This window comes from Carnobacterium sp., from assembly GCF_049673005.1.
In the GTDB taxonomy this organism is placed as follows: domain Bacteria; phylum Bacillota; class Bacilli; order Lactobacillales; family Carnobacteriaceae; genus Carnobacterium_A.
In genome coordinates, this window is the sequence record NZ_JBATXB010000056.1 from 1 (window position 1) to 17,066 (window position 17,066).

Annotated in this window: 15 protein-coding genes; 6 read left to right on the plus strand and 9 right to left on the minus strand. The window is 31.2% G+C overall.

From position 1 onward, the window contains the following. Positions 1–98: 98 nt before the first annotated feature. The 6 genes from WBF61_RS04740 (at position 99) to WBF61_RS04765 (ending at position 5,146) form a co-directional block, all read left to right on the plus strand. Positions 99–1,484 (plus strand): ISLre2 family transposase, encoded by a 1,386-nt coding sequence (locus WBF61_RS04740; protein ID WP_424254378.1) that lies wholly within the window; start codon positions 99–101, stop codon positions 1,482–1,484. Between the two features lie 231 nt (positions 1,485–1,715). Further along, positions 1,716–2,117, plus strand: coding sequence for a nucleoside-diphosphate kinase (gene ndk / locus WBF61_RS04745; RefSeq protein WP_424254380.1), 402 nt, complete (start codon positions 1,716–1,718; stop codon positions 2,115–2,117). Between the two features lie 211 nt (positions 2,118–2,328). Then, positions 2,329–3,579: a UV DNA damage repair endonuclease UvsE gene (uvsE, locus tag WBF61_RS04750; protein ID WP_424254381.1), complete on the plus strand. Its 1,251-nt coding sequence runs from the start codon at positions 2,329–2,331 to the stop codon at positions 3,577–3,579. Between the two features lie 64 nt (positions 3,580–3,643). Then, positions 3,644–4,222, plus strand: a complete 579-nt coding sequence (locus tag WBF61_RS04755; RefSeq protein ID WP_424254382.1) for a hypothetical protein — start codon at positions 3,644–3,646, stop codon at positions 4,220–4,222. Between the two features lie 75 nt (positions 4,223–4,297). Next, on the plus strand, positions 4,298–4,669 hold the full coding sequence (locus tag WBF61_RS04760; protein ID WP_424254384.1) for a PH domain-containing protein: 372 nt from the start codon (positions 4,298–4,300) through the stop codon (positions 4,667–4,669). Positions 4,670–4,687: 18 nt separating this feature from the next. Continuing rightward, the gene (locus WBF61_RS04765) at positions 4,688–5,146 is read left to right on the plus strand and encodes a putative immunity protein (RefSeq protein ID WP_424254385.1); all 459 of its coding nucleotides are present in this window, start codon (positions 4,688–4,690) and stop codon (positions 5,144–5,146) included. Between the two features lie 50 nt (positions 5,147–5,196). On the opposite strand, the gene WBF61_RS04770 is transcribed toward WBF61_RS04765, so the two are convergent. From WBF61_RS04770 to WBF61_RS04810, 9 genes are all read right to left on the minus strand, one after another. Beyond that, a complete protein-coding gene (locus WBF61_RS04770; protein WP_424254386.1) occupies positions 5,197–5,814 on the minus strand; it encodes a flavin reductase family protein in 618 nt (205 codons plus the stop codon). 380 nt (positions 5,815–6,194) lie between these two features. After that, positions 6,195–7,235 carry an acetamidase/formamidase family protein gene (locus WBF61_RS04775; RefSeq protein WP_424254388.1) on the minus strand — a complete coding sequence of 347 codons (1,041 nt, stop codon included), beginning with the start codon at positions 7,233–7,235 and terminating at the stop codon, positions 6,195–6,197. Between the two features lie 428 nt (positions 7,236–7,663). Next, positions 7,664–9,088: a glycosyltransferase family 2 protein gene (locus WBF61_RS04780; protein ID WP_424254390.1), complete on the minus strand. Its 1,425-nt coding sequence runs from the start codon at positions 9,086–9,088 to the stop codon at positions 7,664–7,666. Continuing rightward, a complete protein-coding gene (locus WBF61_RS04785; RefSeq protein WP_424254392.1) occupies positions 9,085–10,233 on the minus strand; it encodes a HEAT repeat domain-containing protein in 1,149 nt (382 codons plus the stop codon). The genes WBF61_RS04780 and WBF61_RS04785 overlap by 4 nt, the downstream gene beginning before the upstream one ends. Positions 10,234–10,259: 26 nt before the next feature. Next, positions 10,260–12,401: a hypothetical protein gene (locus tag WBF61_RS04790; RefSeq protein ID WP_424254394.1), complete on the minus strand. Its 2,142-nt coding sequence runs from the start codon at positions 12,399–12,401 to the stop codon at positions 10,260–10,262. Positions 12,402–12,410: 9 nt separating this feature from the next. Beyond that, positions 12,411–13,913 carry a CotH kinase family protein gene (locus WBF61_RS04795; protein ID WP_424254396.1) on the minus strand — a complete coding sequence of 501 codons (1,503 nt, stop codon included), beginning with the start codon at positions 13,911–13,913 and terminating at the stop codon, positions 12,411–12,413. Then, positions 13,910–14,575: a DUF4956 domain-containing protein gene (locus tag WBF61_RS04800; protein ID WP_424254397.1), complete on the minus strand. Its 666-nt coding sequence runs from the start codon at positions 14,573–14,575 to the stop codon at positions 13,910–13,912. The genes WBF61_RS04795 and WBF61_RS04800 overlap by 4 nt, the downstream gene beginning before the upstream one ends. A gap of 14 nt (positions 14,576–14,589) precedes the next feature. Further along, complete coding sequence (locus WBF61_RS04805) at positions 14,590–15,297, minus strand: polyphosphate polymerase domain-containing protein (RefSeq protein WP_424254399.1); 708 nt, start codon at positions 15,295–15,297, stop codon at positions 14,590–14,592. 9 nt (positions 15,298–15,306) lie between these two features. Beyond that, positions 15,307–16,119, minus strand: a complete 813-nt coding sequence (locus tag WBF61_RS04810) for a ComEC/Rec2 family competence protein (protein ID WP_424254401.1) — start codon at positions 16,117–16,119, stop codon at positions 15,307–15,309. Positions 16,120–17,066 lie beyond the last annotated feature (947 nt).

Sequence of the window (17,066 nt, forward strand, 5' to 3'; positions counted from 1 at the left end):
GTTAGTGTAAAGTAATTGTTGGAAACGAAAAAAAAGAAACAACTCCTGTGTTAAACTGTTTTTACCTACTAAAAACATAGAACAGGAGTTGTTCCTTAATGGATATTATACAGTATGCAGTCGTAAAAATCAGCGAAATGATGGTGGAAAACTTAGATTTAACACAAAAAAAGGAATTACCGTTCCATGACCTTATTTCTAACGTTCAAGAATCAATGAATCAAATTGGCATTGCTTTGGTAGAGGATTTCATTGGAAACTTAGATGATTCTTTGAAACAACATCCAGTTAGAAAACAAACTTGGCACATTCAGCGGAAAAATGATGAGAAAGTGATTTCTACAACGATGGGAGATATTATTCTTAATAGAACGTATTATAAAAATAAACTAAGTGGAAAGTATACTTATTTAGTAGATGATCACCTAGAACTAACCCCTCATAGTCGGATGGACTTAGGATTAGAGGCTGAGATATTAAACAGAGTAAAAGATCAATCGTATCAAAAGACAATTGATAGCTTTAAGAATATTTCTATTCGAAGTCGTACAGCTGTTATGAACGTCGTTCATAAACACGTCTTAGAACCTTCAGAAGTCGCTATTGCCACACAGAAAAAAGTAATGGATGTCTTGTATATTGAGGCAGATGAGGATCATGTTGCCTACCAAGATGGGAAAAATCGATTTATGAAACTCGTGTACGTTTATGAAGGCCGGAAAAAAACAACCGGTTCAACTAAGCGAATAGAGTTAGAGGGAAAACGTTACTTTACTGGGCTTTATCCAGATAATGAAGCGTTATGGTTCTCCGTATTGGACTACCTTGATGAAGCTTATGATCTGGAAAAAGTAAAACACATCTACCTTTCTGGAGATGGAGCTCCCTGGATTAAATCTGGAGCTAACATCATTCCCAACAGTACATTTATCTTAGATAGTTTTCATTTAATAAAGTATATAAAAAAAGCCTGTGTGGCTCACCAAGAGTGGTTCTCTATTCTTTACGGATGGATACTAAACGGTCAAAAAGAGCTCCTCCACTTATTTTATCAAACAAGATTAGATGATGAATTAAAAGATTCAGAGAGAATCGCATTAGTAGAATCTAAAAGGTATATTTTTAGACACTGGACGGCTATTCAAAATCAAAAGAACCCAGATTATTTTGGATGCAGTGCCGAAGGTCACGTGAGCCATGTTTTATCTGCACGATTAAGTTCTAGACCCTTAGGCTGGAGTCTAACAGGGGCTGAACATATTGCGAAGCTAAGAGCATACGATCTTAATGGTGGAAATATAAAAGAAGGACTTGAGAAGGAACGAAAAGAATTTGCCTATCAAACAACTATTGAAAAACTAGATAGACGAGTTAATCGGAAATATAGTCAACAATTTCAAAACGTCACTGGTAATCTCCCAGCATTATCAAAAAGTAAAAAAACACAACTGAGTATTGTACTAAAAGGTTTACGTGGAAAATAAAGATTTTCAATGGATCTGATAAGAAGGGGAAATAAAAATTCTTTCCCCTTCTTATCAGATGAAGCAAACGAAGTGCGTTAGGCATTACTTCATGAAGGTAAAATACTTTGACCAGGTATCATTATTTTTTTCCAACAATAGATTGACACTATCATTTTTTATTATTTCTACACAAACTAACCAAAACATGTTAGAATCTTATTACTATATATTTGGGAGGGTTTTCATAAAATGAACGAAAAAACATTGGTTTTAATAAAACCAGATGCAGTAGAAAGAAATTTGATTGGGAAAATCCTATCAGAATATGAAAGAAATGGTCTGAAAATAACTAATATGAGGTTGGTAACAGCTTCTAAAGAGACTACAGAAATACACTATGAGGAACATAAAGGCAAACCTTTTTTTGAAAGTTTGGTTTCTTATCTAACAAGAAGTCCCATTGTTGCTCTTACAATAGAAGGCGATAACGCCATTGATCGAGTAAGAACATTGAATGGAACAACTAATCCTGCAGACTCTGGTGACAATACGATTAGAGCTCTTTATGGAATAAGCTTATCTGAAAACACTGTTCATTCATCCGATTCAATAGAAAGCGCTGAACGAGAATGCGCTATTTGGTTCAATTAATAGTAAATAAATTGTTGAATATACTAACTTTATTGTGCTTAAAAAAGTTAACTTTTTCAGAGTAGAGAAATCTACTCTTTTTTTTATGTAGTACCTTATTTTTTACTTCTTTCTTTTTTATTTAGCTAGTCTATTATTCAGTCTCCACTTTAACTTACTTAAGCTTCTTATGATACAATATAAAAGAAAGTCTTTATAAAAGGAGAATTCTATGAAAATTGGCTACGCATGCTTAACGCTTGGGGTATACAATACGAACTTTAGAACGTGTACACTTAAAACAGCTACCAAAGAACATTTACTTACACTCATAAAGCACAACCTCGATACTTTAGATCGAATTATTGATTACAATAGTAGTATGGGAATCACGCACTTTAGAATTAGTTCTGACATTATTCCTTTTGGCTCAAGTCCAGTAAATACCCTTTCATGGGAGGAAATTTTTAAAGAAGAGTTTCATCTTATTGCTGAAAAATTAAAAATAAATGCTATTAGAGTATCTATGCATCCTGGACAATACACTGTATTAAATTCGCCCAATGAGGAGGTTGTTAAAAGAGCCATTGACGATCTTGCTTACCATACTCGTTTTTTAACTGCTTTAGAAACGGCTAAATCTAGTAAAATCATCCTTCATATTGGTGGAGTTTATGGAGATAAAGAAACAGCTATTGCTAGATTTGAAAAAAATTACCATCTTTTAAGTCAAGCTATTAAAGACAGATTAGTTATTGAAAATGACGATAAATCTTATCATATAGGAGATGTGTTAGCCATTGGACTAACCAATCAAATTCCTGTTATCTATGACAATTTACACAACCAGGTTCTTCCTTTTGATCTGTCTAAAGACGATCATTATTTTATAACCGTAGCCAATCAAACTTGGAAAACTGAAGATGGCACTCAAAAGATTCATTACTCTCAAGGAGCAAAATTAAAGAGAGCGGGTAGCCATTCTAAAACAATTGATTTAGAAGTATTCAATGCGTTCATAAATAGCATTCCTGATGTTGATATTATGTTAGAAGTAAAAGATAAAAATTTATCTGCTATTAAAGCTGCTAACTTAATTACACCCAATAAGAAAATCTCAAATTTAGAAAAAGAATGGGCTAAGTATAAATACAATATTCTTGAACATGATCCTACACTATACAATGAAATAAGGACTCTCCTAAAAGATAAAGAAGCTTATCCTATCATAAAGTTTTATTCTTTAATCGACCAAGCCCTATTGATAGAACCAAGTGAAGGAACGAGAATAAACGCTGCATCACATGTTTGGGGATATTTTAAAGAGAGCGCTACAGAAAAAGAGCGAAATCAATACGCTTCTTATATAGAATCTTTTAAAAAGGGAACGTATTCGATTAATGCTGTCAAAGGAATGCTTTTAAAATTAGCCGTTAAATACAAGAATGATTACTTATTATCTAGCTACTACTTTCATTTTTAAACTATAAATAAAACAGTTGTTTTCAGAAAAATTTGATAGAAAAAAATTAGAAGGAGGAATTCATTTGGAAAAAATGGCAAAAAAGCCATTACATTTAATGATATTATTTGGTTTACTACTCATTTTTACTGCAGCCTGCTCACCTACAAAAGATACAAACAAAGAAGCTATAGAATCTGTCATAAGAACAGCTTTCACTCTTCCTGATGAAGAACTAATGGTTGAAATAAATGATTCTGGAAATGCTACTTATATTGGAGATATCTCCTCTAGCGAAAGTCTGTCTTTAAAAAATCAAGATAATGGAATTGAAAAATTGCTACAAGAAAGATATGGCGATAAATTCACCAAATATGGCTACGAGAAATTTGTATCCAGTACAGCTTCTGTCTACCCCATGTTAGCAGAACAATCAGGATACTTAACAACTGTTGAAAAAGTGATTATCGAGCAAGATAACGATAACCCTAATCGCTACCGTTTTGAAGCAGAGATTACTTATACGACTCATGATGGAGAAGAAAAAAAGACAACGATGATGGGTAAAGCCGAATGCACACAAGAAAAAGGAAAAATAGATTCCCTAGATGTTCATGATGATGGCGGACTAGCAAAAGAAATGTCTGGTGAGTCTGATCATTAACGAATCTCTATAAAAATATATTGTTTTTTAATGCTTTAAATTTTAAAGAATAAAATACAAAAACGGAGGAAAAAAATGGCCGAAACAGGAATGAATTTGTCTTGGACTTTCATTGAAGAATGTTCTGTATCAAATGATATCACTGATTTACTCGTAGATGGAGAAGAGGCAATCGCAACATACAAGACGATCAGAGACCAAGCAACATTTACAAATAAACGATTAATTATTAGAGATGCTCAAGGGATTACTGGGAAAAAAATAGAAATTTATTCTCTACCTTATTCTTCTATTACGATGTGGTCTACAGAAAACTCAGGAAAACTAGTTGATTTTAATTCCGAAGTAGAATTATGGACAAAAGCAGGACATCTTAAAATCAATTTAAAAAAAGGAATAGATATTCGTAAATTTGATAAACTTCTTGCTCAGGCTATCCTCGTTTAAATTAGGAGGTACTTTCTAGTGACAACTATTAAACTAAAAATAATTGATAATAGTGAATTAAGGAAAGAAATCAATCATTTATATGAACAAACAGATCAAGTAACTGTAGCCAAGTGGGGATTAGCTCTTGCGAAGCACGTCTTGATTCACGCTAAGATTGATTATAATTCAATAGATGAACTGATTGACGGCTTTAAAGAAAATGAAAACTGGCAAAAAAATAATGCTAGCCTATCTGACCTTAGACAAGCTAGTTTTAATATTCATAAACTAGCTCAGAAATGTGACTCAGAAATAACAAAAACAGCTTTAAGATCCGCTGGACAAGCCGTTAGCAGCGGGCATGTGAAGGAACATGCTATGATAGCCTCCGATTATGCAATAAAAACAATTGGATTACTCTACTCTAACGATATCAACGCGATTACCCTTGAACGTGAATGGCAAGTAAATGACTTAAAGAGGGTAAGAAAATAGTAAAAAGGAACACTCTGATTTGGATTAAAATCAGAGTGTTCCTTTTTTAATTAAAATTCTCTTTTAAAAGGAATTTTTTTAATTGTCGCATATTCTGTTCCGCCCAAACGAGCTACTGATTGTAAAACATCAGACAATACATATCCTTTAGTTGAATCATAAACGGTTTCATCTATAACAGAACCTATCACTCTTAGAACAACTAAATCAGCTTCAGCCTCAGTCTTGTCATAATTTTTTAACGTTAGCGATTCTTCTAATACAACTTCAAAACGAATAAGCGCTTCTTCTATCCCTGGTGTTTTAACTTTCATACTAGGACTTACATTTAAATGCGTTAGCTCTAACTCGCTTTTATTTCTTTCTAATGGACTAGAAGACCTATCCATTTCCTCAATAAGAGACTCGTTCACAATATGAATTACAGCTTCTTTTTCTCTTATAATATTTAAAAACGTATCTTTTTGTTTATCGCCATTTCTTTGAAAAGATACAATCACTAACGTTGGAGATACTGCGTTGAAATAACTAAAAGGTGCTAAATTAACACTTCCATTCTCATTTAGGGTAGTAATCCAAGCAATTGGACGTGGAATAATACTTCCTTTTACAAGCTTCATTCTGCTCTTCTCGTCAATTTTATCGAAATCAATCACTAATTTTGCCATTAAATATCCTCCGTTTTCTATGTACGAATTTTTTTACTTAGTCTATTTCTTCCTAGATCCGCTGGTATCTTTGACTGCAACTAAACCGTTCAAAACTTATTGAAGCCGTTAACGTACTAGCTTCCTCATAAAAAATATTACCTGACTTCTTACCAAATTTCTTTAATAAAAAACTGTTGCAACTTCTACAACTCTTTTTTTATTTCATCAGTTGAACCCCATAACAGTAATCTCATCTTATTACGAATTAGTCATAATGCCAAGAAATATGATTTCAATTAAATAAAACAAAAAAATCTCAAATCCATATATAATGGACTCAAGATTTTTTAATGGACTCTTTTATTTACTACATACAACTGTCGTTTGACATAGTTGATTTAAATAGACTCTTTATTCACTTCTAAATTTTTATAGGCATCTTTTAACATCCTACAATGAATGCCAACAATACCATTTGAAACCTGTGTAACATGGAAATCCCCTTTAACACTAAGAGTAGAGTAAGCCAGTTCTCTAGATATATCAAAGCGATGTGTAAGAAAATCAACAGCTTCTAATGCCGCTTCTCTATTTGCTAAATCTAATGTATGTCCATACCCATGAGTTTCCCAGTATTCATCTGACTCTAATATTGGATTTTTAAATAGTTTTTTATCCTTATGAAGAATAATTTGAATACGACCATTCAAGCTACCTTCGATAGCAGTCCCACTTAGCTCACCATCTCCTTGTGCAAAGTGACTATCTCCAACATAAACTCCTGCTCCTTCTACTTGCACTTTATAAAACATTGAAGTTCCTACTATAAAATTTTTATTATCGACATTTCCACCGAAATCAAAAGGATGAAGAGAATGTACTTTTCCATTTCGCGCGGGTAATACTCCTGCAACACCAAAAAATAGATTTAATGGAATAGTTAACTTTTCAGTAATAGGCGTTCTTTCAACCGATCCTGGAGGTGTGATAAGCCCTGGTGCATTTATGGGTCTCGGATAAGGATACGTAAAAATTGGATACGTTATTCCTTTCTCTGGATCCACTTCATAGATAAATATAGATTCTTCACGATTAAAACTAGTTGATAAATTACCCCAATTGGCTAGCACATTTGAACCGTAATTCATTCTTGGTTTTGTTTCGATAATTTTCATTTCAATAATATCATTTGGTTCAGCATTGTTGACGTAGATAGGACCTGTTATAATATGATCTCCCATATCTCTTTCTACAACATCATATATTTCCTTAATGGCATCATCAAACAATAAATCAGGTGCATCTCCTGATTGATGATTCAACGCTTCAATATCGACTAAATCGCCTGATTCTATAGTTAGAACTGGTTCCCAAGAATTATCATAATATCCCCATTTTACAGTATCAACCGTCGCTTTTAATTCATGTACTTTAGTCATAATTGCCTCCTCATTGATTTATTCACTTAACTAGCTTTATCTTTATAGCCTCTCAAAAAGTTCGTATTAGAATAAATTAATCTAACCCCTTTAAATGGTAGCGCTATCTTTCGGCAATTTGTTAACGAATTAAAAATTTGCTTATTAACTTAGCATAAAGTTGTTTGTGTAATTTTATCAAACTCATTTGAAATGTCAAGAAATATAACGCAAATTCTTATAAATATAACCTATTCTTCGAGTAGTTTATTTAAAGCCAACGAACTTATCCTACTTCTATTATACTAGAAATGTCTAAAAATTAAAGAAATAGCCTTTTAAGGACAAGCAAAAAGTCATTCAAAAAATTAATTTTTTGAATGACTTTTTATTTAGTCCTGTTAGTTTTAAGCTTGTCGAGTGTTTTGGTAAGTTCAGTCGTTTTATTTTTACTCTGTCACTTCGATACTAGGATCAACTTCTACTTTTTTGCCCTCTTTTCGTGTCATTTCTCCCCATTGGTGGCTACGTTTAAATATATTTCCAATTCTAAAAAGGGACATCATTTGTCTGTACCCAAAAGACTCTAAGATGCTATAAAAAACAAGTTTTAATGTGAGTCTTGTACTTGTAGTAGCACTAAACATGTATCTTTCAATAATTATAGATATCATAGAAACAATTATGTTATAGCCCATATAGACAAGCAGATAAAGGAAAAAGAAATTTAAATTTATAATCCCAAGTAGGTAAGATAAGGTAATGGTTACCATACCTAGAACCTCTAAGAATGGTGTTATATATTCAAATAAAAGGAAGTAAGGGAATGATATCATCCCAACTAATCCATACTTAGGATTTAAAAACATATATTTATGCATTTTCAGGCTCTGTCCAAGACCCACATGCCATCTTCTTCGTTGTCTTTTAAGCGTATTTAGGTCTTCTGGCACTTGCGTCCAACAAATGGCATCTGGTACATAAGAGGTTTTATATGGGATTTTATTTTTCCTATAGAAAGAATGAATTTTCATTATAATCTCCATATCTTCTCCCATTAGTCCATTTGTATATCCGCCAATATTTACTATTGCCTGTTTATTGTATAGACCAAAGGCACCAGAAATAATTAAATTCCCGTTTATGCCATTTAAAGATATTCTAGAATTTAAAAACACTCTAAGATATTCTATCATTTGGAAGATAACTAAAGCTTTTTTCGGACTTTCTACATCCAAAACCTTACCCTTATCAATGACTACGTGGTTTGAAATTTTTATATTCCCTCCAACTGCTACCGTTGTATCGTCTTCTAAAAACGGCTCTACAATACGTTGAAGAGCATCGACTTGTAACATTGAGTCTGCATCTACGCATAAGAATGTCGGAAACGAACTTATATTGATTCCCATATTAAGAGCATCTGATTTGCCACCATTTTCTTTATCGACCAAAATGATTTTAACATTTTCTCCGCCTTCATACATTCCTAAGGCCTCATTAGATTCAACTAATCTTCGATAAGGTTTTGAAACTTTCTTTAAATTAAAACTTTTTATTACAGTTTCTACCGTTTTATCTTTTGAGCCATCATTTACAATGATTATTTCATAGGCTGGATAGTCTAGGTTTAACAGAGAATTTATACTGTCTACTATTGTAACTTCTTCATTATACGCTGGGACTAAAATAGATATCGGGATAAAATTAGCTCGATTATTTATGACTGTTTGGCTCATATGATTTTTCCTCTTAAAAAAATCATCTAAGTTGAATGCTGAAAAAATTGTTGTTGCGAAAAATACTAATGCATATAGAAACATATAAAAAAAGAAAAATACGTTAATCGCATAGATGATATCAACTATGTTCATATCAAAGCAACTCCTTCCATATTTTCAGCCTCTTTACTTTTGATTACTAGATTCTCATAATCTTCGATTGTTATTATGCCTCTGGTATTCATGGCATACAACAGTATATCCCTTGTAAAACGATCTTCATTTTTTACTGCTTCTTCTATAACAGCTTTTTCATCTACTAATTTTAAAAATGATTCTGCACTATTGTATCTAACGTAATAGTTTTCATCTTTAAGTGTCTGCTTGAGTTTCTCTATAACCTGCTCACCTGGATAGTTACAAATCACTCTGGCACTTGTTGCCCTTACTTCCCAGTCTTCACTCTCCATATTATTCAGTATATATTTTACAGCTCTTTGATCAATAATTTTATTGAAATATCTAGTACTCGAAATAACTATTTCTTTTTCACTAGACTCTTGAATATAATCTAGCATTCTATCTTTTATTTTTTGTGTTCCATCAGTTATGTTTATAAAATGACTGATAATATTTTTTTTTAGATTTGTATTATACGTATTCATATTTAGATACAAAGCATTGTCTAGTGCATCTTTATCTCCTTTATAATTATCCAAAAAATCTATAATGGTTTTGTCATTAAAATAATGTTCTTTACTGTCTATTAAATCAATTGCTTTCATCATAATCGTTAGATCATTATTCTTATTTATAACGTTCAAAGCATTATTTCGAATATGCAAAGATTTTTTATCAAGAGAAGATAAAGCAAAATCGCCAGTTTCTTTATTTCCCATTTTAAATTCAGAAAGTAAATACAAGGCATAACTCTCTTTGTACTCTTTTCTGACAACTCCACTTTTAACTATCTTGTTAATGTCTACAACTTCTTCTAACAAGTCTGACAGTTCATCTTTATAGTCGCTAGACTCATAGTATTCTCTCACAGCTTTATGAAATGCTTGGATATCTGTTTTCCTATTAAAGTTATCCCTGAGTTTATTTACCTCATCTATTCTATTCGCTTCTTTCTTTTCAAGAATAGAGACAAAGGTTTCTTTGATTTCCTCTTTTCGTTTTTCTATTTTTTTGTGTTTTCTTTTTTCAACATTTAATGAGATTAAAAAATAGGAATTTATTAAGAGTAATAGCAATACAAACATGATGAAACTGAAATAGGCTGTATAAACGGTCATAACGTTCACATCCTTTACTTTTTATTTTATTCAGGGTTTTCATCCCAATACTCTTTTACTATATAGTAAGAATCTTTTAATCTTTCAAAATAATCTATTGTTTTCGTTTTTTCTATAGTATAGAACGATTCTTTTGTCACACTATTTTTTCCGTTCTCTTTATAATTGATAGAAAATCCTAGTTTCTCTAATTTTTGCTGACTATCTACGCCATCTTTATAAAAATCTCCATAAGCTTTTCTTTGTAAGGGGTCTTTTACGTTTAATAAAGACCATGGAATCTTAATTTCAACTTTGTCTCCTTCTTTATTAAAGTCTGCTTTAGAATTAAATTCTTCATTTGTCGGATTATCTATTCCGTAGGTTAATTTGCCTGTTTCATAATAAATTGGAAACAATACTTGATCGCTATCTTTTAAATAAAATTTCTTTCTATTCAATAAATAAATAGCATCAAATTTATCACTTTCTTTATTAGGTATATCGCTTTCTTTTTCTATTATATTAGCATAATATTTATAGAGATAATTGAACAGATTGTATCTTTCATTGACTACTATTCTAGATTCATTGTATCCTTGTAATTTTATTACAAAATCTGCATTAGTAGTAAATTCAGCTTCATCTACCCATTTGGTGGACCCACTTAAAGGAGTAATATCCAACCCAATATAAAGTAACTCTTCTGTTAATGACCAGTTTTCTTTCTCTACCAATAGATAGAGATGAGATAAGTCACTTTTTACTTTAAGATTTATCTTATCTTCTGCTAAGATTGTCTCTGTTTCCTTCCAATCCGAAAATTTCCCATCAAGGTATACTTGATCATCTTTTTCCCCAGATTCAAACTTCAAAAATCCAAAACTTTCATCGCTAGATTGTAAATCATGCCAATAACTTGAATTATTTAGATCTAAATAATCTTCAACCAAACTAAAGCTTGTTAATCTTGTCCAGTCATCTTGCCAAGAACTTACTATTGTTCCTGCAGCACCTGATGAGTCTATTTTCTCCAATAAATCTACGATTCTTTCTCCCTGTTCTTTTTCTGAAAATCCTCCTCTATCAAAACCATCACTTTGGTCTACCTTTGATTTAGCTCTAGAAGATGAGATACCTGTGTCAGAAATAACTACGGGTGACTTATAAAAATTAGTTAACCTCTCTAAATGTTTTTTAGCTACAGAACCATCATTTTCTAGCGTTTTTTCAAGTTCCGAATATTCATATTCTAAAAAATCTAACGAACTTGGATGGTATCTATAACTAACAAACAAGTTATTGCCTTGGTTTGGTAAAATGTGTTCGATATTTATATTCGCATGTTTTGTTAAATTAGATTCATGTTTGTATTCAAACAAATCTGTTTCGGCGGATACTAAAAAAGATAACAGACTTGATTTTTCATACTTTTCAATCTCATACTTGGCAGAAAAATCTAATACTTCCCCTATAAAAACTTCGAACGCACTACCTTCTTTAACTGAAAAGTACTCTCCTTTGTACTCATTTTTTTCTTTGTACTTTTCATTTGTAAGTGTTACAATTTCCGGATTCGTGTTTGTTCCAATTATAAAACCTAAATTGTACTTAGAAATATCTTTAAGGTAAAGACCTCTATGACTTCGTTTATTACTCATAATTAGCGCTTGCCCATTTATTACATTTATTGTTTTCTTTATATCTTTTTTTAAATTTTTAAGAATCTTTTTATCAAAGGCATCGTAGCTTTTTAACACTGCTTTTTCATCCAACATAATCTCGTGCATGACATAAATGGGGTTCTCTCTATTTAAATTGTAGTCATAAATAGCATTATAAAAGCTAGGAGATTGGATATATGGGATTTTTATGACATTTGCATTCATTTCTCCTATTTCATCTAACCAGTTTATTATTTCATTTTTAGGGGTACTCGTCTCAAATCTACTATGTCCTGGTTTAAAAGAATTTAATTCAACTCCTTTTAACTCAAAAGTTTCCCATTTAGAGTCTTTATAAATTTTTATATCTTTTCCATCGGTCTTTACAATCCTGGAATAATTAGATAGACTTTCCGTTTCTGTTCCTAGTTTATTGGAAAAATACCTTTGATAAGAAAGTAAAGATAAAAGAGCTATCAGTATCAGTGAGGTTATGGAGATGAGAGTAAATTTTCTAATGTTCACTTATATCACCTATTCTATAGCATTTTCTTTGATTCTATTTAAAAGATTCATATTTTCATCCATCCAAGAAAATCTCTCTTTCAAAAAAACTCTTATGTCTTCAACTTCTTTTTCATAATCTTGTTTAGAATCTTGTAGATACCATTTCCTTCTATTCCTATCTGCACTAGGACCTAGTTCAAGCAAGGCTTCATCAATTAAATTATCAATATTTTTATCTGACCAGATTGTATTTCTATATTGTCTATATTTCGATTTGTATCTCTTTACAAAATCTTCATCTTGAAATAATCTTTCGTACCAAATAACGTTTACCATACGAAAACCTGTTGGCTCATTTACTTCTTCTAGTGGAGTGTTGCCTAAACTTTGGTCGAAATCCCAGATAGGGCCTGCAGTAAGAAGACCTCCTATATCCTTGTAAAAGTAGGTACTTACTTCACCTCCATCAATATTTTTTGTAATTTCATTTATAATGGCATAGTCTATAAATGAATCAACATCTATATATTTTCTAAAACCTTCTCTTTTATCATCAAAATTGCTAGCTCTTAATGAATACTCAAACTTATTAATATAATCTATAATCCCTTTTTCATACAATTCAGTCATATTGCTTTTACTTGGATACGTTGTTGTAAAAACAGTCCTTGCTTTAATATTGTTGTTTTCATCAATTATAAAGTCATCTTCTAACTTATTCCAATCGCTTTTTAATACAGTATCTTCATACTTTACTTTGTCTCTAGAAACAATAAAGCTAATATCTTTGTATTTATCATTATTCTTATCGATAGCAATTCTATTTTCATCTCGCTCAATCTTTTCCGTTAAAAGATAGACTCCCATGTAATCATCTTGAATATTTATCTCTTTATCCGTTGTTTTCATATAAAGCTCTACAAACCTTGTATCTGGGGCGTATTCCATAGTATCTCTTCCCATTTTGTAGGATAAATAGTTTCTAATTAAACTCTTGTCACTATACATACCATTCAAAACCCACTTATCATGAATGGCCATTCCTAGCAATTCTTGAGGATTTTTCAAATCGTATTCATCTACGAGTCTTATCGTATATTGCTTTTTCTTATACCTTAAAGAGGATTGCCCTCTTACATTTATAACCATATTTGATTCAACTGTTGGTTTGGCATTCTTATTTATAATCGTATGGCCAGATAGATTGGGTTCATATAGCTTCATACTAACTTGATATTTTTCAGAAGACTGAAAAACGTCTCTTTCTATTCCATTTATTTCTACTTCTTTTTTTTCAAGATTAGAATCAATTGTTTGTCCATTTGTATCTATTACCATGATTGGCAAGTTATTTTTTTTATCCACTGTCATTTCAGTAACATCAGACTCATTCGCTTCTACTACCTCATTTTTTTCATCAGGGGGACTTAAATACAAATTAAGAATTAAAAGAAAACCAGTTATCATAAAAGCTAAAAACAGTAACGTACGCATCTTTCCTTTTTTCTTAACAAATTTTGTATGCTTCATCCTAATGTTTCACCATCTCTAGAAACCATATTTACGAAATGTACACCTTCAATTTCCTTGATTTTTTCATATTCACCAATGGAGTTATTATTCTTTAACATAACTTGATAAACAACCTCTGCATAATCGTCAGTTATTGTTTCGGCTCTGAGTTTACCCGCTTTATACGTATTAAACAAAGCCGATCTTACCTGTTCTAAGCTACCTAAATCTCCTCTTACTATCACTAAGTACACTTCTTTTCCTTTAAACGTAATATCTCCAATTACAGTAATGATTGCAACAAATATTGTACCAATAATAATAATGTAATAATTAGATGACCCAGCACCTAAACCAATTGATATAGCCCAAAATATATACGTTGTATCTCTTGGATCTTTAACGGCTGTACGAAATCTCACTATGGATAAAGCCCCTACCATACCTAAAGATAAAGCTAAACTACTGCCTAATATACTCATGACCATCGTTGTGATTAGACTCATCATTAGTAACGAGGTATTAAACTTTTTACTATAAGACACACCGCTATACGTTATCTTATACGTTATACATACGATAAGTGCTAATACAAGGGCTACGCTCATATTTTGAACTACAAATAGTGGTGAAACCGTTGTTGAATTTTCATACAGTAAATTATAAAGAACTTCTTTCATCTAATTTATCCCCTTTATCCCATATATCTTTCAAATATTCCTCGAGAAACCATATATTTACTATACGATTGTCTTTCAAGATCAAGAGGTGAAAATATATCGGTAATGTATTTAAATATAAAATTGTTGTATTTTACTTCTAAAATATTTGTATCGTAATCATCTGTCGGTATCATAACGACTTTTTCATCAAATAATCCAAAGTTAACTTCATTTGATCTAATATCATTGTCAAGAGTTACTCTTATATTGTTCATCTGATGGATAAAAGCTTTCCTTCTATATTCTATTAAAACAACGGGTCTAAGCCTATTTAATTTCATAATATGATAAATAGACTGAGCTGTTTCAGAATCATATTTTCTAAGCACTTCATAATTTTGCTTAATGAGTTCTTCTGCATCCGCTTTATCTATTAACACTGTTTTTTTCTCTTGACTATCGCCAAACTTTCTTTTTATCTCAAGTTTTGCTTGCTTATCATTTGGACTATAAACGCGTAATCTAATTTTTTTGCGGTTTTCGATTCCAGCAAGTTTCTCATAAAAATCACTGTTTCCAAAATCATCAAAATAAAGAGATCTTATTGTGTAACCTCTGACACCATTGTGCTTATCTGCAACTAAAACATTTGCAAGCTTATGGGATAGGGAGAGGTATTGAAAGTAATTAATGTGGTGCTTTAACTCCACTCTAGAAACCCTAAGCGTTTTATCAGCCATCATATCCTCCTACTTATATTCTATTTTGTTCCCATCACTAAAGAAATGGATATCCTTTTCAAACGCATAAATAATAGTGGAACCTTGTTTTTTCAATATATCCTCTACCTCACTATCCTCTTTAAAATTTGTAATAACAGATAGTTTGGGGGATATTTTTTCTATAAATTTTTTTGAGTTCGGATTTTTTCTACCATGATTCGCTACTTTATATAAGTCTATCTTAGGAAGATCAACTTCTAACGTTTCTTCTAATAATTTTTCTTCAGCATCTCCAGCAAAAAGGTAATTCAGATTTTCATCTTCTATTAACGTGATTAAAGAATAATCGTTATCTCCTTTGTACTCATTTTTTTTGGGAGAAATAATAGAGACCTTCAATGTACCTAATTCAACTGTTAAGTCTTCTTTTAGTCGGATATTTTTAATGTCTTTTTCATCTATAACCTTTTGAATTCGAGCTTCCCTTTTAGTATCTTTGAAATGATTGGACTGAATGAGCTCGCCAACTTCAAATTTTTCTAAGATATATGACGCAGCGCCTATATGATCTTTATCTGGGTGAGTTAAGATTAGGTAATCTAATTTTTCTACTCTTAATGCTTGTAGCTTTAATGCTAATTCTTCTTTAGTTGATTTTAAGCCTGTATCGATTAAGATTGTTTCATTTCCACTTTCTATATAAATACTGTCTGCTTTTCCAAGACCAAAAACAACAATTTTTGTTTTCTCTGGTGTCTCAGAAACTAAAGGTCTTAATAAAAAAAATAATAATAATCCAATAAAAAAGAGAAATCCAATTTTAATCCCTTTTGACCTCATACTCTTATCACCTCCCTAAATACATTCATAGTTGCTTATCTTCTAATGAAAAGCAATTTAATGTACTTTATTTGTTTAACCTACCTTTTACTTAATTATAGGTCATTTTAAATAAAAAAAAACCATGTAAATTCCGTGGTGTATTGATGCTCATGCATTCTCAATAAACAGCGGTAAATTCACATAGCATAACCTAAGAATGCTTGTATTCATTAAAATCAAACATTTGAAAATCTATCAACATTAGAATAACAGTGGCTTTATCTTATTTCATTCTAATTATTTTATAATTTAATTGTATCATAAAGTGTCTATAAGGAGTTAATTTGAAAACAACACTCAAGAAAACATTTTTATAATTGTGTCAACAAACGGACACACTTATCTACTAAACAGTTCACTATACTAAGGCAGCAGTTTTGCGTAAATTTAAAAGATTGTAAGATGGCTTAGAATGATCAATTTTCCACACCGGCTTACAATTATTTCAACGTATCGTGTTTCTATTTTACTGCTCCCACTAAGAGGTGCAAAATTAATATACAATCTTCTTTTCGGCATTATAAATGAAGTGATATTTTTATAATTTTTTTTATAGTTTATATTTTAACAAGTGGATAAGGTCGTGAATCTCAGTTAAGATGAAAAAAATGTTTTTTTAAGAATTAATTAAGGTATAATTAAATTACATATATTATTAGTAAAGTAATTTCCAAATGAAAAAACTCTAGCCACTGCGATAACAGTGTCCAGAGCCTATAATATAGATGCAGTTATATTATATCATGTTTATTATAATTGTGAAGTGGACTAGCATTTATGATAGTGTCAATCTATTGTTGGAAAAAAATAATGATACCTGGTCAAAGTATTTTACCTTCATGAAGTAATGCCTACCGCACTTCGTTTGCTTCATCTGATAAGAAGGGGAAAGAATTTTTATTTCC